This is a genomic window from Microbulbifer epialgicus (assembly GCF_041447265.1).
GTDB classification, from domain to species: domain Bacteria; phylum Pseudomonadota; class Gammaproteobacteria; order Pseudomonadales; family Cellvibrionaceae; genus Microbulbifer; species Microbulbifer epialgicus.
Genome location: NZ_JBGMEK010000052.1, coordinates 1 through 18,791 on the forward strand (window position 1 = coordinate 1; position 18,791 = coordinate 18,791).

General features: G+C 50.7%; 17 protein-coding genes. 4 read left to right on the forward strand and 13 right to left on the reverse strand.

Going from position 1 to position 18,791, the window contains the following annotated elements:
- Window positions 1–623: 623 nt before the first annotated feature.
- Window positions 624–1,592 (reverse strand): alpha/beta hydrolase family protein, encoded by a 969-nt coding sequence (locus tag ACCI49_RS17520; RefSeq protein WP_371840426.1) that lies wholly within the window; start codon window positions 1,590–1,592, stop codon window positions 624–626.
- Between the two features lie 212 nt (window positions 1,593–1,804).
- Between ACCI49_RS17520 and ACCI49_RS17525 the strand changes: the two genes are divergently transcribed.
- On the forward strand, window positions 1,805–2,404 hold the full coding sequence (locus ACCI49_RS17525) for a TetR/AcrR family transcriptional regulator (protein ID WP_371840427.1): 600 nt from the start codon (window positions 1,805–1,807) through the stop codon (window positions 2,402–2,404).
- 92 nt (window positions 2,405–2,496) lie between these two features.
- Here the strand turns inward: ACCI49_RS17525 and ACCI49_RS17530 are convergent, their stop codons facing one another.
- A complete protein-coding gene (locus ACCI49_RS17530) occupies window positions 2,497–3,267 on the reverse strand; it encodes a sulfite exporter TauE/SafE family protein (RefSeq protein WP_371840428.1) in 771 nt (256 codons plus the stop codon).
- 496 nt (window positions 3,268–3,763) lie between these two features.
- Between ACCI49_RS17530 and ACCI49_RS17535 the strand changes: the two genes are divergently transcribed.
- Window positions 3,764–4,954, forward strand: a complete 1,191-nt coding sequence (locus ACCI49_RS17535) for a glutathione S-transferase (RefSeq protein WP_371840430.1) — start codon at window positions 3,764–3,766, stop codon at window positions 4,952–4,954.
- 210 nt (window positions 4,955–5,164) lie between these two features.
- Here ACCI49_RS17535 and ACCI49_RS17540 read toward each other — a convergent pair whose 3' ends face one another.
- The 4 genes from ACCI49_RS17540 to prmB all read right to left on the reverse strand — a co-directional run bounded on the left by ACCI49_RS17540 (window position 5,165) and on the right by prmB (window position 9,976).
- A complete protein-coding gene (locus ACCI49_RS17540; RefSeq protein WP_371840432.1) occupies window positions 5,165–5,530 on the reverse strand; it encodes a putative quinol monooxygenase in 366 nt (121 codons plus the stop codon).
- A gap of 42 nt (window positions 5,531–5,572) precedes the next feature.
- Entirely contained in the window at window positions 5,573–6,733 is a 1,161-nt protein-coding gene (locus ACCI49_RS17545) for a serine hydrolase domain-containing protein (RefSeq protein ID WP_371840434.1), read from the reverse strand.
- A gap of 1,066 nt (window positions 6,734–7,799) precedes the next feature.
- Window positions 7,800–8,876, reverse strand: a complete 1,077-nt coding sequence (gene aroC, locus ACCI49_RS17550) for a chorismate synthase (RefSeq protein WP_371840435.1) — start codon at window positions 8,874–8,876, stop codon at window positions 7,800–7,802.
- 176 nt (window positions 8,877–9,052) lie between these two features.
- Window positions 9,053–9,976: a 50S ribosomal protein L3 N(5)-glutamine methyltransferase gene (gene prmB / locus ACCI49_RS17555; protein ID WP_371840436.1), complete on the reverse strand. Its 924-nt coding sequence runs from the start codon at window positions 9,974–9,976 to the stop codon at window positions 9,053–9,055.
- A gap of 384 nt (window positions 9,977–10,360) precedes the next feature.
- Here prmB and folE point away from each other — a divergent pair, with 384 nt between their 5' ends.
- Entirely contained in the window at window positions 10,361–10,903 is a 543-nt protein-coding gene (gene folE / locus ACCI49_RS17560) for a GTP cyclohydrolase I FolE (protein ID WP_371840437.1), read from the forward strand.
- Between the two features lie 62 nt (window positions 10,904–10,965).
- Window positions 10,966–11,310, forward strand: a complete 345-nt coding sequence (locus ACCI49_RS17565; protein ID WP_371840438.1) for a 5-carboxymethyl-2-hydroxymuconate Delta-isomerase — start codon at window positions 10,966–10,968, stop codon at window positions 11,308–11,310.
- A 4-nt stretch (window positions 11,311–11,314) separates the two neighbouring features.
- Here the strand turns inward: ACCI49_RS17565 and ACCI49_RS17570 are convergent, their stop codons facing one another.
- The 7 genes from ACCI49_RS17570 to ACCI49_RS17600 form a co-directional block, all read right to left on the reverse strand.
- Window positions 11,315–12,184 (reverse strand): alpha/beta fold hydrolase, encoded by an 870-nt coding sequence (locus ACCI49_RS17570; protein ID WP_371840440.1) that lies wholly within the window; start codon window positions 12,182–12,184, stop codon window positions 11,315–11,317.
- Between the two features lie 149 nt (window positions 12,185–12,333).
- Window positions 12,334–12,786, reverse strand: coding sequence for a phosphohistidine phosphatase SixA (gene sixA / locus ACCI49_RS17575; protein ID WP_371840441.1), 453 nt, complete (start codon window positions 12,784–12,786; stop codon window positions 12,334–12,336).
- Between the two features lie 32 nt (window positions 12,787–12,818).
- Window positions 12,819–13,346: a DUF4389 domain-containing protein gene (locus ACCI49_RS17580; RefSeq protein WP_371840442.1), complete on the reverse strand. Its 528-nt coding sequence runs from the start codon at window positions 13,344–13,346 to the stop codon at window positions 12,819–12,821.
- A 12-nt stretch (window positions 13,347–13,358) separates the two neighbouring features.
- Entirely contained in the window at window positions 13,359–14,390 is a 1,032-nt protein-coding gene (locus tag ACCI49_RS17585) for an NAD(P)H-dependent glycerol-3-phosphate dehydrogenase (RefSeq protein ID WP_371840443.1), read from the reverse strand.
- Between the two features lie 261 nt (window positions 14,391–14,651).
- Window positions 14,652–16,568, reverse strand: a complete 1,917-nt coding sequence (gene htpG / locus ACCI49_RS17590; RefSeq protein ID WP_371840445.1) for a molecular chaperone HtpG — start codon at window positions 16,566–16,568, stop codon at window positions 14,652–14,654.
- Window positions 16,569–16,666: 98 nt separating this feature from the next.
- Window positions 16,667–17,869: a serine hydrolase domain-containing protein gene (locus tag ACCI49_RS17595; protein WP_371840460.1), complete on the reverse strand. Its 1,203-nt coding sequence runs from the start codon at window positions 17,867–17,869 to the stop codon at window positions 16,667–16,669.
- Between the two features lie 235 nt (window positions 17,870–18,104).
- Entirely contained in the window at window positions 18,105–18,707 is a 603-nt protein-coding gene (locus ACCI49_RS17600) for a peroxiredoxin (protein ID WP_152454432.1), read from the reverse strand.
- Between the last annotated feature and the right edge of the window lie 84 nt (window positions 18,708–18,791).

An 18,791-nucleotide genomic window follows, 5' to 3' on the forward strand; every position in this document is an offset into this window, starting at 1 on the left:
GGCCATATTTTTACTCTGCACGCCGGAACGGCAGAGCCTTGTCAAGTCTCACCGCCAGAGGCGGTGGTTTACCTATGTGTTAATTAATGCCATTATTTTTAGCCGCATAAAGCCTCCGAGTGACTGCATAAAAATCAGCTACCCGGCAATTCGAAAGATAGTATAAAAAAGAGAAGTGGTACAAACACAAAGAGCAAGATAATTGGACATTATCTGCCAATAAAACCCGTCAAAAAGTCACTTTGTATTTGAAGTTTTGCCTGCTGTGTAATTTTTTCTGGTTCAAATGTACTAGGTGCTATAGAGGGTGTCGCCACCGGCCATAGGCTGGGGCAAACCTACTACTGGGTCAGAAAGAAAGAATACACTGCACTCGAAACGCGCTGTGAATACATCCCTGTAAGCTCCTAATCGGCATCCATGCCTCATACGGTCCCGAGCGAAGTGTATTCTTTCCTTCCCCCTTTTTAGTATAAAATACCAACAGCTTCACGTAGCCTTACCGGTATTTCGCAGACAGCAATAAAATAAAGGAGGGTTCATCTATTTTATTGCCGGCTGGATGGTAGCGAAGATGCACAACGCGGTTCTCCTGCTGTCCGTGGATGCCGGACTTTTCCCGGCTACTTCTGCTCTACGCGCCCCAAGTGCCCGGCGTGCTCTGCCAGTGCTTTGCACGCATCGCTCCATGCGGAATTGCCTTCAATCAGGGCGGAACTGAGATAGGCCCAGGTCATACGCTGGGTGATCACCAGGCGATCCGGATCTTCATCATCTGTCTCTTTGGCATCGTAACCGGCAATACCACCGAGCCCGTGCTTTGCCCCAAAGAGGGTTAACAGGCTGTCACTACCGGGGCTTAAGTGGTAGGGATCGGCATGCCAGTCGGCACCGCGAATGGTTAAGTGGGGGTTTACATCCTCGTCTCCGTACACCACGAGCGTCCGCGTCACCAGATGTGAGTAATCCGGATTCAACTCCGAGTAGTGTTCCCGTGCGAACTCGCTCAGGTCGTTGCCCCCGTTACCCGGCGCCGCCAGTAATACACCGGCTTTGATGCGCGGGTCATAGGCGTTGACCTTTTTCGCATCCTTATCTTTCGGGTCGTCCAATCGGGCACCGAGCAACATGCCGACGATCTGGGCTCCGGCAGAATGCCCTACAGCGGCAATTTTATTGTGATTCAGGCGCCCGGCGATCATTGGGACTTGCGCTTCTATTTCATTGAGGTGGTCGAGGATTTGTTTTATTTCCTCAACACGCGCACGCCAAAACAGCGGTGCCCCTGGGGCATCGGGCGCCAGCCCTGAAATCTTGGCGTTGGCCTGAGTGGGCTGAATGACCGCAAACCCGTGTTCCGCATAACAATTTACCAGCGGTCCATAGCCGTCTTTTGAGGGAAGGTACAGTGAAGGACCATGCCCGTGGCACAGTAAAATGATCGGCAAGTCACCGTCCGTTGCCGGGGCTGTAATACGCATTTCCAGTGGCTGATCCCTACCTGGCATAGGCAAGGTTACCGAGCTGATGGATACCGCGGGTTTGCGTTTACCGATTGGTATTAGGCGCGATTTATCAATGAGGTTGTTCATGACTGGTCTCTTGGGTTATGCGATGACGCACGTCTGCTGAGTCGAATATACTGGCCTAAATGAAACACTGCTCCGCTACAAACGGAACATAGATCCACTTATAGCCTGCAGTATGTGGATCGCCGTTCCGCTTGTCAAGTGGCACGGTGCCCGCGCCGGTGCAAGGTTCAAGCCCTGTACTAAAGAGTTGAAAGAGGTAGGTTTGTCTAACAATGAAAAGCTCCAAGTCCGAGAATAAGCGCCCGCTGCGCGCCGACGCGGTGCGCAACGAGGATGCGGTACTACAAGCGGCCAAGGAGGTATTTTTAACCTCAGGCGTGAATGCGCCCGTCAGGGACATTGCCGCCAAAGCGGGCGTGGGTATAGGTACTCTGTACCGCCGTTTCCCCCAGCGATCAGATTTGGTGGCCAGTGTATTCCGCCGGGAAGTGGACGAGTGCGCCGCTGAGGCTGCAACCCTTGCCGCTAAAAACAGTCCGCTACAAGCGCTAACCCTCTGGTTAAAGCGCTATATCAATTTCCTCGCCACTAAAAAAGGATTGGCCGCAGCCCTCCATTCCGGCGACCCTGCTTTTGAGGCATTGCCAGCCTACTTCCGCGCACATTTTGAACCGGCCCTGATCGCACTGCTGTCCGCCGCAAAGGAGTCCGGAGAAATCCAGCGAGATGCCGATCCTTATGATCTGTTGCGGGCAATCGGCAACCTATCCGTTACCAACAATGAGGACGACATCCAACACACATACCGTATTTTGAATTTACTGATTAAGGGGTTGCGGTTTGAGGAAGGCACTTCTGAGACAGAGAAATAATACTTTGATCAGGCAGCGAAATTTGTGGGGCTAAGTAAAGCCCCATTTACAGACCATCTTACGAATTTTTAGGTGCGCACTTGCTAGAGACCTTACACTACCCGTGACTCAACAAATACCAAATTGGCCATTCCTTGATAGATTAGCATACACATAAATAAAGATAGAGCATAGCGAATTATTGAGCGATAACGATCATTGTCAATCCGGGACTGCACACTCAAACCAGCGACCAACCCTAAATAGGCAACAATAGTAATCATGGACAGGGGGAGCAATTCCAACTCATCGTACGTTAGGTACAATGAAAGAATTGCAAGTTGCATCAACTTACCTATTAAGAAACAGGCATTGGAAACAAAAATAATCTCTTGTTTCGATTGAGTCATTCTCAGCAAGTAGATCATAAGAACTGGTGCAACAGCATTAGTAGCACCACCGATCAGACCGGCTAAAGGCCCAATTAGAACGGCAAATAAATGTGGCTTTCTCGACAGTGCAGCCAGGTATTTGTTAATAGACCCAGAGAGGAGGTAAACCAGTATTGATCCCGCCAGCAACAGTTTTAGAACATCCGGATTTACCCAGGTCAATAACCATGCACCAGACAAACTGCCTAAAGATATAATGGCAATTATCAAGCCATATTTCTTGATATCAATCTTATAAGATCGACAATTATATAAGCTGGTAATAATAATCAGGAGTGAGGGTATCATCGTTAAGATGACGGCAGTCTTCAAGCCATAAGCAAGTGCGAGAATGGGTGTCGCGAGCATTGGGAAGCCAAAGCCCAATGCTCCATGAATAACTCCTGCCACCAATATCAATAGCAGACCAATTAGAATTAATTCTATTGCCACCGATTAAGCGACCTTCAGTACAGCAAGCATTTCCCCTCCAACCGGCATATCCTCATGTACCACATAGCGCCCAAATATCCAGCTCAAAAACACCATCATCGACATCATAAAATGATTCAACATTGAATCCACCACTTCTCGCTATCCTACGCTTCATTACACAGGATGAAAATATAGAAATGAAGTAACATTAGTCCTCTGCTAATTTACCTCATGAGTCGAATAGATAACACCGACAAAAACATCATTAATAGCCGGGCAAGCTCTATACCAAATGTGAGCCAGATATCACTGCTACAGTTATGAGCAATGTAATTTATTGAAATGGTCATCTACCAGAAACAACAAAGAGCTTGTAAAATATTTCTGAATAATAAGCTTCCCCACACACATTGATTCCAATCAAACACTATCGCTGAGTAGGAACATATCTCATCGCTCAACTGAGCAACTGTATTTAAACAGCGCTTTTACCGAAAACAGCCAGGCATTCCCAATGAAAAAAACTTATAAACTTTACGGTATGTCCGCCTCTCTCTATACCGCAAAGGCTCGTAGCTACTTACGAAAACAGAACATTGATTTTGTTGAATTTGGCGTCAATAATTTTCACTATAGCCAACAGCTACTACCAAAACTTGGCCGCCTGATTATGCCAGTTATAGAATCTCCCGGTGGTCAACTGGTACAAGACAGTTCGGATATCATCGATTACTTTGAACAGCAAGGGGGAGCTCGCAAGCCGGCATATCCATCCAATGTCGTATTACAGGCCATATCATATTTATTTGAATTGTTTGGCAGCGAAGGCTTACTGCGTCCGGCAATGCATTACCGCTGGAACTTTGATACCCAGAACCTGCCGTATATCAAGGATGAATTTATAGCTGGCTTGGCGCCAGCCAATGCCGACTCGCAAACAGAAGATGCTCTTTTCGATTTTGCCAGCAGTCGCATGCGAAAAGCTTGTCGTGGCTTTGGGGTCACTGAGCAGAGCGAGACTCTAATCGAGGCGTCCTACAGTGAGTTTCTACAGTTGTTCTCCAGCCATCTACAAGACTTCCCCTATTTACTGGGGCACAGACCCACTTTAGGTGACTACGCGCTGATGGGGCCACTCTACGCCCATTTGTACCGTGATCCGGCACCAGGCATGTTGATGCGTCAGCAAGCACCGGCAGTAGCTCGCTGGGTCGAGCGTATGAATACCCGTGAGGATTATTGGGTAGAGCATAGTGATGTAGCGCCGCCTCTGATTGATCCGCAATCACTACCCACCACCCTGAAAGCTTTAATGCAATATATTGCCGTTGAATACCTGCCTGAAATAGAGGCGCATGTGCAGTTTGCCAATCACTGGCTGCGCCAACGCCCGACACTCGAAGCGGGAACCAACGGCATGGACGACCCCACTACACGAACGATTGGGCGTGCTGAATTTGATTGGCGTGGCATTCGCTTAACCACCTTGGTGATACCTTATCGCTTCTATCTATTGCAACGCTTGCAGGACTGTTTTCAGAATGCCACACGGCAAGCTCAGAGTGAGATAGAAGCTCTCTTCGCGGACACCGAATTGTTATCACTACTGACGCTGACTACAGATCGCAAGATTGAGCGCCCCCAATTCTTTGAAGTTTGGGGTGCTTTGCGTGCAGACGCGACAGTGGCTGAGGCTGAGGCCTGAAATAGAGACTAAAATTAACAAATTTATTACTGGGCCTGAGGTAAAGAATACGCTGCGCTCGGGACCCTATGAGGCATGGATGCCGATTACGAGCTTACAGGAATGTATTCACAGCGCGTCTCGAGTGCGGTGTATTCTTTTCTTCTGATCCAGTAATAAATTCTGCAAACATCGAAAGGCGAAAAAAATCGCCTGTTTTACCAATCTATATCACTTTTTCCGGGCAACAATATCAGGTTCTGCCCAGTTTACAATTGGTAAGCCATCCAAGATTTCATAAAATATCTCGGGAAGATGTCCAAATGATTCTATGGTATTCCACGTTATGGATTTTTTAAATTTAAGTCCGATCCTTTGAAATACGGCACCTAGCATATGCGCTTCCAGCGCTTCCATATTTTCATAGGTTTCAAATAGTTTACCCTTTGCTCTTTCCCTATCTACATACCATTCATAGACAAGGGTGCCAGGTTCATTATCTGCGACATATTCAGAACATTCCTCAGCCACCTCTTGGAACTTTTCATAATCGTTTATAGTAAAAGATACAACAAGTTTAACTTCCATTTTGTTCATAATAATCTTCCTTGAAGCTAACATTGCCCTTAGAGCTGGCGCTCACAAATGCAGCTCACGCTTTAACACAGCATAAATATCCTTAAAGGCGAGTTCAGCATCCTTATTGGCACTATTAAAAGTAACAGCCACTGCACTATTACTCTCTTCAAAAATCAAGGCGTAACTTAAGAAAGTTCCAGCAGAACCCACATGAGTACTGACCAACATTCCGTCATCTCTTTTCTGCCGCCCCCACCCCATTGGAAAGAGTTTCTTGTCAGAACTACCAAAATGCAACATGTGACAAGTTTTTTTACTTAGAATCTTTGACTTTCCGCTGATGCAGTTTAGGTTTTCTTGCAGCCACGCCGTATAGTCATCAGTGGATATACTTACATCTCCAGCCGGGGCGAATATAGAGGGCAGCTTGTATTCACCATTAGGATCATGTGGCTCCAACTTACCGAGCTCGGACTGCAAATGTCCGTAAACGCCATTACTGTTTTTAGCCGCTGGCCATCCGAATACAACCTCTATATTTAACGGCTTAAATATATATGTCTCGACAAGTTCTTCCCATGGGCGATTAGCCACTTGCTCCAACATTGCAGCCGCAATGATAAAACCAGCATTCGAATAATTATACGCTTTCCCATTGGCAGGTAATGAAGGATTAAACTCCAACATGTAGGGCACAAATTTTTCTCTGGCCTCCATAGCCTCCTTAGAAGACAAAGTGGGGCTCATAAAATAGTCTGGCACATCTTCAAACTCACCCTCAGCGGTCATTGGCTTGATCCAGGCCCGGTGAGACAAAAGATTACTCAGACTGGCATCTTCATATTGTTCGATTTTACTCTGAGAAATACTGGGGAAAACCTGTGAAATGTGGGTATCCCAGCTTATTTTACCCTCTTTAACTAATATTGCTGCGAGATAAGGCGTAAAAGCCTTTGCGTTTGATCCAATGTGAAGTAGATCCTTTGAAGAAAGCAGTGCCTCCCTGCCTATTTGCTTTATTCCCGCCGATCCAGTGTAGATAGCGTTCCCTTTAGAAACAACTGATACTGAAATGGCTGGAATATTATGTTTGGAAATTACCTCCTTCAGAACCGGGTCCAGAATTTTACCCAAGCTCCTGCTTCCCTGATTTCTGAGGTCACAAGAAAACAACCCTAGGCTGACCGATAAAATTACTGCAACAAAACCAGTCTTATGCATTACACACCCTCTTTAAAACCCTGAACCTCTAACACTCAAATCAGACATATCACTCTTCGACATCGACTGAATATTTTTCAGCTTTAAAAATACAGCTGACAGTGAGCGCCCTCCATTAAGCAGCTCGCCCACCATCATTTAGCTCCAACAACTCAAAAAGGTACTAGTGGGCCGGAAGGAAAGGATACACTGCTCTCGAGACGCGCTGTGAATAAATCCCTGTAAGCTCGCAATCGGCATCCAAGCCTCATACGGTCCCGAGCGGGGTGTATTCTTTCCTTCCCCCTTTTTAGTATCTCGTTAAATCCTAAATTTGATGCGACCCAACGGTTGACGCCTTTTAGCGCACCATTGCTTTATTGGCTGCTCTTTGCTCTGTAGTTATTATCTTAAATTTTGTCTGATCTTTACGGATGCATCTTATAACTCATATGCATCACTACTTTTTGGAATATTATTATCGCAAGTTAGTGATTTATTGAAAGACTAACATCGCCGACATGCGAGGACAACAATAGTATTTTTATAGCACAGAGACCATCTGGCGGAACCCGCTGGACTGGAGCAATATTGATGCTTTTTGACTGTTTTTTATCGGTACAAAATAGCAGAGAAAAATGCGATTCAAGAATTTATGCAATCTTTCCGAATTTATAGGTGCGGTCTTTAACTAATGCCTTGAAATGAAAATTCCCCACCATGGCTCAGAAACTAGCACGGCAGTATCTATACCCTTTAACAAGGTTGCTCGCTGCTCAAGCTCTGGTAAACAACGGTGGCGCCCTTTGCATAGGACAACTTTAACCCGCAGGTTCGTATTACAAATAAGCAAGCCCGTACCAATAAACCCGTACACTGCTATGCATTTCGCCACAGTTTTGCAATATACATACTTGTGGCTGGCTAGGATCTGCATTCTCTCCAAGGGCTACTGGAGCATGCGGACATTAATACGACTGAGATTGATACCAGCTTTCGCCGGTATCCTAATAGGAACAGCCTTTCCTGAAGTTAGGGAGCCTCTGAATATTTTCCGCCCAGCGGGGCATTCAAAGGCTACCCAGACTTAACCCGGGGTTACATCTCCATTCTGACCGCGATGTCGCAGGACATGGTCGATAAGTACCAGGGCCATCATCGCTTCGGCAATAGGCGTTGCTCGAATACCCACACATGGATCGTGTCGCCCCTTTGTAACCACTTCAATGGCATTGCCGGAACGATCGACACTGCGGCCGGGGATACGCAGACTGGAGGTGGGCTTCAAAGCGATATGGGCAATGACATCCTGGCCGCTGGAGATTCCCCCGAGGATGCCGCCTGCATTATTCGAGAGGAAACCCTCTTCCGGGGTAATTTCATCACGGTGCTCGGTCCCCCTCTGCTCCACACTGGCAAAGCCAGCCCCAATTTCAACCCCTTTTACCGCGTTAATACTCATTAAGCTGTGGGCCAGATCTGCATCCAGGCGATCAAATATCGGCTCACCCAACCCGGCTGGCACGCCGCTGGCATGTACTGAAATACGCGCGCCGATAGAGTTGCCCTCTTTGATCAGGTCCTGCATATAGGCTTCCATTTCCGGAACCCGCTCGGCGTCCGGACAGAAGAAGGGATTCTGCTCCACTTGGCCCCAATCCAGCTTTTGAGCCTTGATGGGCCCCAGCTGGGAAAGATAACCCCGCACTTCTATGCCATATTTCTGCTTAAGCCATTTTTTTGCAATGGCCCCGGCGGCAACACGCATAGCAGTTTCACGTGCAGATGAGCGACCACCGCCACGGTAGTCGCGGATTCCGTACTTCTGCCAATAGGTATAATCGGCGTGGGCGGGGCGTACCTGTTCGGCAATGTTGCTGTAATCCTTGGAGCGCTGATCGGTATTCTCAATCAAAAGTCCAATGGGAGTGCCTGTTGTTTTCCCTTCAAACACGCCGGAAAGAATTTTTACCTGATCCGGTTCGCGGCGCTGGGTGGTATAGCGAGAGGTACCGGGCTTGCGGCGATCCAGCTCAAGCTGGATTTCCTCTTCACTGATCTCCAGCCCTGGGGGGCAGCCATCAACGATACAGCCCAGAGCGGGGCCATGGCTTTCGCCAAAAGTGGTGACGCAAAATAACTTGCCAAAGGTATTGCCCGACATATGCGACTTTTCCAGCTAAGTAGGTAGTTAAATAGGGGTTGGCTTCGGGGGAAGCTGCGCATTATAAAGGATCTGCCCGTCCCAACGCATGCCGGGAAACAAAAAACACAAATACTCCCCATGACCGGCCTGGATGAATAACCCGACAATCCAAATTGCCGGGCTGGCAAAAGAAATTACTCTTTTTCAAAGTAAGATTGGTAAGCGAGCAACTCTTCACGACTGATGACGAAAACACCGTGGCCTCCATCCTCAAACTCGGGCCACATAAAGGGGACTTCCGGGAAGGTCTGTTCCAGGGCCTCCCAGCTATTGCCCACTTCACAAATCAGCAACCCCTCTGGTTGCAGATGATTAGCGGCCTCACGCAACAAGCGGCGGGTAAAATCGAGACCATCCTCGCCTGAACCCAGGGCAATTTCGGGTTCAGCTCTGTATTCCTCTGGCATTTCCGCCAGATCTCGGGCATCCACATAGGGTGGGTTGCAAACGATCAACTCATAGCTGAAACCCTGCAGACCGGCAAAAAGGTCCGACTGTACCGCGCGCACCCGCTCATTGAGGTCGTGACGATTGATATTGATCTGCGCCACTTCAATAGCTCCTTCGGAAATATCACTCAGGTCTACGCGAGCTTCCGGGAAGGCCTCAGCACAGGCAATGCCAATACAGCCGCTGCCACAACACAGGTCCAGGATCGCCAAGGGCTCCACCTTGAGCCAGGGTTGGAAGTTGTGGCGAATCATCTCGCCAATCGGTGAGCGAGGTACCAGCACCCGCTCATCCACGTAGAAACTCATATCGCAAAAGTGCGCTTCCTGGGTCAGGTAGGCAGCCGGTACCCTCTCGGTAAAACGTCGCTCCAGGATGGTGAGCACATCGCGCCTCTCCTCCATGGTCAGGCGAGCCTGCAGTATCTCCGGCTTGCTATAAGGCGGCAGGTGTAGAGCGTGGGTGACAAGTAATACCGCTTCATCCCAGGCGTTGTCGGTGCCATGGCCGTACCAAAGGCCAGCCTCATGAAATCGGCTGGTGCCCCAGCGAATGTAGTCCAAAACCGTGGTCAGCTCGTGCAGGCTGGATTCACGCCTTTCTATCATCGAATCTATCCTTAAGTACTATGTATCTCATCAGGGCCTGTTGACACTAATTTGATGGTCTCTGTTGTGGCTATAGAAGCGCCAATCAAAGCACGAGGAGTGTAGTTTGGTTACTCCAAATAAGCGACGAGTAGCGCTGAGTGGCGTTTTTATAACCACAACCCAAAGGGCCGGGACCATTTTTCCATCCAGCTGCACTATCAGCCGCTTATGTAGAATGATCACACAGCACTCCTTCTGCCTTGCTGGACGAAAAATAGCCTCCGGCAGTGGCAATCAAATTAGTGCCAACAGATCCCAGGTCCGCGCGGATCTTTACTCTCGGGTTACAAACGCTTAGGGTAGCGCACCCGCCCTTTGGGCTGAGATGTTGGAAAGAGCAGCATGAACGAACACTACGCGCGAATTATTGAATCAATCGGCGAAGATCCGCAACGCCCAGGACTCAAAGACACTCCGGAGCGCGCCGCCAAGGCTATGGAATACCTGACCCGCGGCTACAAGTTGACCGTAGATGACGTGGTCAATGATGCGCTCTTCCCCTCCGACTGCAGCGAGATGGTGCTGGTTAAGGATATCGAACTCTACTCCCTGTGCGAGCATCACCTGCTGCCATTTATCGGCCGCGCCCATGTAGCCTATATTCCCAATGGCAAGGTTGTTGGCCTGTCCAAGGTGGCACGCATTGTCGATATGTATGCGCGTCGCCTGCAGATCCAGGAGCAGCTCACCGTCGAGATCGCCGAGACCTTGCTAAACGTCACCGGCGCTGCCGGTGTCGGCGTTATTATCGAAGCCAAACACATGTGCATGATGATGCGCGGCGTGGAAAAGCAGAACTCAGTGATGAAGACCTCGGCAATGCTCGGTACTTTCCGCAGTAACCAGGCAACACGCAACGAGTTCCTTGCTCTGCTTCGCCAGTAACCGCAGCGGCTCACCGGCATGGTGCGGCCCCAGAGGCCGCCAATAATCACGGAGCGAATAGCATGCCTCACCTAGTCATAGAGTATGCAAAAAACCTGGAAAACAGGATATCTGTAGCCGCCCTGGTCAGCTCTGCACAGGAGGCGATGAATCGCTCCGGGTTGTTCGCCTCCCACAACATCAAGACCCGCGCCAGGGCGTATGACCAGTTTATTGCCGGGGATAATGGCGACAGCTTTATCCATGCCGAGATCCGCTTGCTGGAGGGTCGCAGCTCCAGGGAGCGGGAGGCACTTAGCTCAGCGGTATTCAACTGCCTGTGCCAGTTTGCCGATGGCGTGCCCGCGGTCTCGGTAGAAGTGCGGGAAATGGACCCCAGTTGCTATTCAAAGCGAGTGCCTTTCTAGCCGGTTAGTCGGACTCACCGCGCAAGAAAGGTCCAAACCACTCCGCGATCCCCTCGGCACCGTCCTCCATATGCAAATGGTGACTGCCCGGCAGCTCCCGCACTTCAATATTTTCATAACCCGCCAGTATCGGGCGCAGCTTCTTAATCATATTTGTAATTCCCCCCTGCGCCAGGACCAGGCGTACTGGCATGTTGAGGCGTGATATAAAGGCTCGAATCTGCACCTCATTGAGCTTGGCGGTGGAGGCCGCCATCAGTTGGGGATCATTACTCCAGGTAAAACCACCTTCAAGCGGACGAGTACCGCGCTCGGTCAGTACCCGCGCGGCCCATTCAGAAAGGGGGAAGAGGCCATTCATACGGGCTTCTACGGCTCCCTCAAGGGTCGGATATACCTTGGCCTTGCGGTGCCTGTAGCGGGCACGCTGGGCGATGGCTTTGGCAAGAATATCCGGTGATTCTTCATCCTTTGTGGCTGCAGGTGCCAGACCATCAATCAGTGCAAGGCGCTTTACCCTGTTAGGGAAAGTACCGGCGGTAATCACACTCGCAATAGCACCGCGTGAGTGGGCAAGCAGGGAGAAATTGCGCCAGCCCAGGGCTTCTGAAACACCGATAATATCCTCGGCCTCCTCCCAGATGTTGTAGTTGGCATGGGAGGAGCGGTGGTAACTACGACCGTGTCCTGCCATATCCAAGGCGACAAGGTTAATACCCTCAAGCAGAGGGGCCAGGCGGTCGAAACTGGCGCAATTGTCCAGCCATCCGTGCAGGGCCAGCACCGGCTCGCCCGAAGTGTCCCCCCACTGTCGAGCGGCGATAGTCTTACTTTCAAACTCGAGACTGATTTCGCTGGGAACGGATTGCTTCATGGGCGCTATTTCCATTGAGTCACTTTTTGCATCAGGAGCAAGATGGTGCAGCCTGTCACTGAGTCGGGCAATGACACTTGGCACCAGCGGGATGGTGATTAAAGTGCAACACGACAGGGCGGGGTTGCTATGAAGGGTAAAACCAGCGATTAATCAGCGTGCTGCAGCCAGTCCAGGTCCGCACAGCCGTCGGCCCAGACTTCCGAACTCACGCAAGCCAGACTAGAGGTCCCCATAGAGTGTTGATCTCCGGTACCACACAGACCATTGAGCAGACGGCCAACCAATGGTTGATGACTCACCAGCAAAATGGGGAAGTTTTCCTGCTGCTGCAGGAGGTCGAGTAACTGCTGAGGATCACGATCCCCTATTAACAGCGGCTCGGTAACTATGGGCAAGCCCAGGTGTGCGGAAACAATATCGGCCGTTTGTTGGGTGCGCACCAAAGGACTCGCCCAAATAGCGCGCACCGCCGACAATTCTTGGGAGCGTTTCTTGCAAACTTGCGCCACCTGTTTGCGCCCTCGCTCGGTCAGGGCTCGAGCAGCATCGTTGCCGGGCATCGGCTCGGCTTTTCCGTGGCGCAGGATAAATAATTGCATCTATGTAGCCTCAGTTGGAGCTGTGCTGCTGGCTAGCTTTTATCACCGCGTTCATCAGGCTCGCCTTTTTTATCAGCGAATGCAGCTGGGGACTCATCAGCACTTTCCTCCACAAGCTCGGGCTTGCTATCATCTGCAGGCTCATCGCTGCCTAGAATTATCGCGTCCTCAGCCTCTCCCTCTTTTGACTCAGCCTTGTTCACAGTTTCTACTTTTTCCTCTGTAGAGACCACTTCCGCAGAAATTTCCTCGGCACCTTCATAACCGGAAAGATCATCTACGTCGGACTCAGGCCATTCGGCAAAAGGAAAAGGCTTGTCTTCGGAGTTGTAAATTAAGAACTGTACTGTCTGGTAGATATAAGAGGCGAGCTGATCGCCAAAACGACGCAGATTATCGTTAGAGCTGCCACCAGTAATTGAAAACAGGAATTGCAGTACCACCACAGCCAACAACACCCAACCGGCCAACTGTAAACAGATGCCAAACAGCACCATATAGATCAGTCGCACCCACTGGTTGCCGGAAGTCAGGTTGCGTTTAAGTTCATCGTTTTTCATAAGAGGCTTCCATCAAGGCTTGGCCGAGTAGGCCACGTCAAATGTTTGTGCGCCCGACATTAAATTGCGAATTACCTCTGGGATCGGTCGCTCTTCAAATAATATGGCGTGAATCGCGGAAACCAAGGGCATATAGACACCCATTTCGTCTGCTTTCTGTTTAATCAGTCGGACGGTATTTACACCCTCGGCCACCTGACCGATTTCTGCGACAGCACGATCCAGTGACTTGCCTTTACCCACCAAATAACCCACCCGGTAGTTGCGGCTCAAATCGGAAGAACAGGTCAATATCAGGTCGCCAACACCAGCGAGGCCGATAAATGTCATAGGATCTGCTCCCATTGCTTCGGCAAATCGCATCATTTCAGCGAGAGATCGGGTAATCAGCAGGCTGATAGTGTTCTGCCCACGATCCAGTGCCGCCGCCATGCCAGTCACTATCGCGTAAATATTTTTCAGGGCGCCGGCCAGCTCCACCCCAAACACATCATTACTGGAATAAACCCGAAAGGTTTCAGAGTGTAGAGCCGTCTGAATATCCTTACACAGAGATTCGTCTTCACTGGCAATCACCGTCGCAGTGTAATGGCCGGCAACAATTTCCTTGGCAAAATTGGGCCCGCTCAACACCCCCACACGCATGCCGGTGGTTTCCTCTCGCAGTATGTCGCTCATCAAGTGGAAATTGTCGTGCTCAATCCCTTTGGTGGTAGAGATCAGCATGGTGCCTGGCTTCAGTAGCGGTGCCACACGACGCACCACTTCACGAAAAGACTTACTGGGAATAGCAACAAAAATAATATCGCATCCCTGCACCGCTTCCTGGAGGTCACTACTGATGCAAAGTTCTGGGTGCAGCGCCACACCTGGCAGGTATTTGTGGTTTTCGCGCGCCTCCCGGCAAGCTTCCGCGCTCTCCGAATCCCGCATCCACTGGCGAGTATCGTGGCCATTACCCGCCACAATGTTGGCAATCGCCGTTCCGAAACTGCCGCCGCCCAATACGGCTATGGTGAGGGGGTTGGAAGTTTCTTTTTGCATAGTAATTCCAATAAAGCTTTTCTCGTGGCCTGGGATTATAGAGGTATGACCCGCTAAGCCCAAAGAGCTCAAATTACGGGGAGTGTGCATACAACTTCACAAAGCAACCTGACCAAAACAGAAAACGGCCCGCTGTCGCGACCAGCCGACCGGATAAAGGCAGGCTGGTACGGCAGGGGCCGTACATCGATACCATAGTAAAACCCGGTGGAGTATTACTGTGGCCAGCTCACAGTGTGAACCATTTATTGGGAGATGCGCTTAGTCGTGCATCTCAAGCAGCAGCGTATTCAAGCGACGCACATAGTCAGCCGGGTCCGCAAGCTGGTTACCCGCCGCCAGGTTGGCCTGGTCCATCAGGATATTGGTGAGATCCGCGAAGCGGTCCTCATCCTGTTCTTGGTCCAGGCGCTGCACCAACGGATGGGATGGATTCAGCTCAAAGATAGGCTTGGCATCCGGCAAGGCCTGCCCAGCCTGCTCCAGGATGCGGCGCATCTGCGGACCCATGTCTTGTTCGCTCACCACCAGGCACGCGGGAGAATCCACCAAGCGAGTGGTCGCGCGCACAGATTCAACACGGTCTTCGAGCACTTCCTGTACCCGCTCAACCAGGGCACCGGACTCCTTTTCGACTTTTTCGCGCTCGGCTTTGTCCTCATCGCTCTCGGCTTCACCGAGATCCAACGCTCCCTTGGCGACGTCCTGGAATTGCTTGCCATCAAATTCGTTCATATGGCCCACAAACCACTCATCCACCTGATCGGTGAGCAGCAATACCTCAATGCCCTTCTTGCGGAAGACCTCCAGGTAGGGGCTGGACTTGGCTGTAGCGAAATTATCCGCACACACATAGTAGATCGCTTTTTGACCATCCTTCATCCGACCGATGTAATCTTCCAGGGACTGGTCCTGCTTATCGGTATCGGTATGGGTGGTTGCGAAACGCAGCAGCTTTGCCACTTTTTCCTTATTGGAGAAGTCTTCTGCCGGGCCTTCTTTCAGCACATTCCCGAACAGATCCCAGAATTTCTGGTACTCATCTCCATCCTTTTTCGCCAACTTATCCAGCATATCCAGAACGCGCTTGGTTAAGGCACTCTTGATCGCATCGGTATTGCGGTCTTTTTGCAGAATTTCACGGGATACGTTCAACGGCAGGTCGTTGGAATCCAGAATGCCTTTTACAAAGCGCAAGTACAGCGGCAGGAATTGCTCTGCGTCATCCATGATAAAGGTGCGCTGTACATATAGCTTGAGACCTCGGGCAGCATCGCGCTGGTACAGATCAAACGGAGCGCGCGCAGGGATATACAGCAGACTGGTGTAGTCCTGCTTACCCTCTACACGGTTGTGACTCCAAATCAATGGGTCGTCGAAGTCGTGGGAGATATGCTTGTAGAACTCTTTATATTCTTCAGACTTGACTTCAGAGCGCGGACGAGTCCACAGCGCCTGGGCAGCGTTAACCGCCTCAAATTCAGGCGCCTTTTCTTCTTCCTTCTCTTCACCCTCTGCCGCCGGCATCTGTTCTTTCAGCATTTCCACCGGAAGTGCGATGTGGTCGGAGTACTTCTTGATAATGGAACGCAAGCGCCAACCATCGGCAAACTCTTTGGCATCTTCCTTCAAGTGCAAAACTACACGGGTACCGCGCTGAGGCCACTCAATATTTTCTACGGAATATTCTGCTTCACCATGGCACTCCCAGTGCACGCCCTGGTCAGCATCAAGGCCGGCTCGACGGGTAAATACATCCACTTTGTCGGCAACGATAAATGCAGAGTAGAAGCCCACACCAAACTGGCCGATCAGGTGCGCATCTTTTTTCTGGTCGCCTGTCAATTGCTGCATAAACGCGGAGGTGCCTGAGCGGGCAATGGTGCCGAGGTTTTCGATCACTTCATCGCGGCTCATACCAATGCCGTTATCGGTAATGGTCAGGGTGCCCTCGTCCTTATCAAATTCGATGCGAATACGCAGATCAGCATCATCGCCCAACAGTTCGGGCTTGGACAGCGCCTCAAAGCGCAGCTTATCAGCAGCATCGGAAGCGTTGGATACTAACTCGCGAAGGAAAATTTCCTTATTGGAGTAGAGCGAATGGATCATCAGGTGCAGCAGCTGTTTGGCTTCCGTCTGGAATCCATGGCTCTCTTTGTGGGCCTCAACGGTCATTTATTGGTTCTCCCCATACACGTCAATCGGAATAGAAAGCAGATATGAGGATCTTCTGACGGGTTTCAAGGGGGAGGTTCAAAGTGCACGCAGCGAGGTCAACGATCCCCGCTGGTCTTAACGGTAGCAGTGCTGCCCTTGCCGGTAATATCAATCACAAAATTTGCGGTCAAATCGGAGATTACCCGGGACTCGGCATTCATCAGGATAGCGATGCCGATCTTCAGCTTTTCCGAGTAGGCAACTGCGGCGCGAAAACCGGCTACCCAGCCACCATGGTAGATAATGCGGTCGTCGCCGATGGTATAGAGGCGCCAGCCCAGCCCGTAACCCGCGTGGGACAGATAGTCCCGCCAGATACGATGACGCATATGTCGCTGAGTTGTCACCCGCTCTGTGGTCATGTCCTCAATCACTTCCGGGGACAACACTTTCGGGTAGTATCCCATCTGTGCCTTCAGCCACTGGGCCATATCGGAGATGCTGGCGTTTACGCCGGCTGCTGGAGCGGCAAAATAGTATTCTTTTTCCACTTTTACCGGACGCCAGCCACTGCCAGTCTGCACGTGTGGCGCGGCGCGGTTATCAGAGGCCATAAAGCTTTCCCAGCCCACCGAAGCATTCTGCATTTTCAGCGGCACAAAGATGCGCTGTTTAAGTTGATTAGCAAAGGAGACACCGGTGGCTTCGTAAATGACATCCTCGATTAGGCTGAACAGCACATTCTGGTAGCCATAGCACTTCCCGGGGGTACAGCGCGGATCGATATTAGCGAATTTCGGCAATATTTTGCTCAGTGGTTTATTGTCTTCGAGGTAGTTGTCGTAAGCGTTGGGGGTCAGGCCTGAAGAGTGGCTGAGCAAGTGCTCCACCTGCAATTGGCGCGATAGGGATGATGTTTTGAAACTCAGGTTCGGCACATAATTGACCACCTTGTCACTCCAGCTGAAGCGGTTTTCATGCTCCAAGATGGTGGCCATGCTCGCGGCAAAGGTTTTCGATACTGAAGCCAGACGGAAAACCGTATCTCGATCTACTTTGCCTGCCTTGCCCCTGATCCGCACACCATAGGTGTCCATCGCGACCACCCGGTTGCCGTCGACAATTACATAGGCGCCACCGGGAATAGACTTGCCCGCCATCATCTGCCGAAAGTAACGATCAAATGCCTTGGCTCTGGTGTCAATATCCACGGCCCGCGCAGGCAAAGCCAGCCCGCACAGAAGCAACGCTGAGAGGAGAATGCGGGCCTTCCCGGCACGCAGGTGGTAGACAATATTTGAAAGAATTGCAGGTCTCATACGCAAATCGAGCCGCCAAAGCAATCCGGTACATGCAGATAAGACTAGCAGCCAGCGGGCAAAAACTCTATTTAGGCGCCACGCAGGACTGACCGCAGAATTCTAGTCGCAATCTCCAGCCTGGGTGCGGTCGCCTGTGCCACAAGTGTGAAATTGCACTTGTGCCTCTGTACAAACGAAAAAACCGCCTTGCGGCGGTTTCTCTGCCTGGGGAATCCCCAGTCAATATTTGAGCTTACAGCTTTTCAGCATTCTCGCTCAGGTAAGCCGCTACGCCTTCCGGAGAAGCGTTCATACCTTTGTCACCTTCTTGCCAACCGGCTGGGCATACTTCGCCGTGCTCCTGGTGGAACGCCAGAGCGTCAACCATGCGCAGCATCTCGTCAACGTTACGGCCCAGTGGCAGGTCATTAACCACCTGGTGGCGAACCATGCCTTCTTCGTCGATCAGGAAGGAACCGCGGAAAGCCACGCCAGCGTCGGCTTCTACGTCGTACGCCTGGCAGATTTCATGCTTAACGTCTGCAACCAGGGTGTATTTAACCGGACCGATGCCACCTTCGTTCACCGGGGTGTTGCGCCAAGCGTTGTGAGAGAATTGGGAGTCGATGGATACACCGATTACCTCAACACCGCGCTTTTCGAACTCGGCAAAACGATGGTCGAATGCGATCAGCTCAGAAGGACATACAAAGGTGAAGTCCAGCGGGTAGAAGAAAACGACCGCTTTCTTACCTTTGATAGCTTCTTTCAGGTTAAAAGTATCGACGATCTCGCCATTACCCAATACCGCTGCAGCGGTGAAATCGGGAGCCGGCTTGCCTACTAGTACTGCCATGAAAACCTCCTCAATCCAATGATGAGTTGTTGTTAAGAATGAAGTGTTCAATTTATACGCAACAGCTATAAATCGAATAAGAAT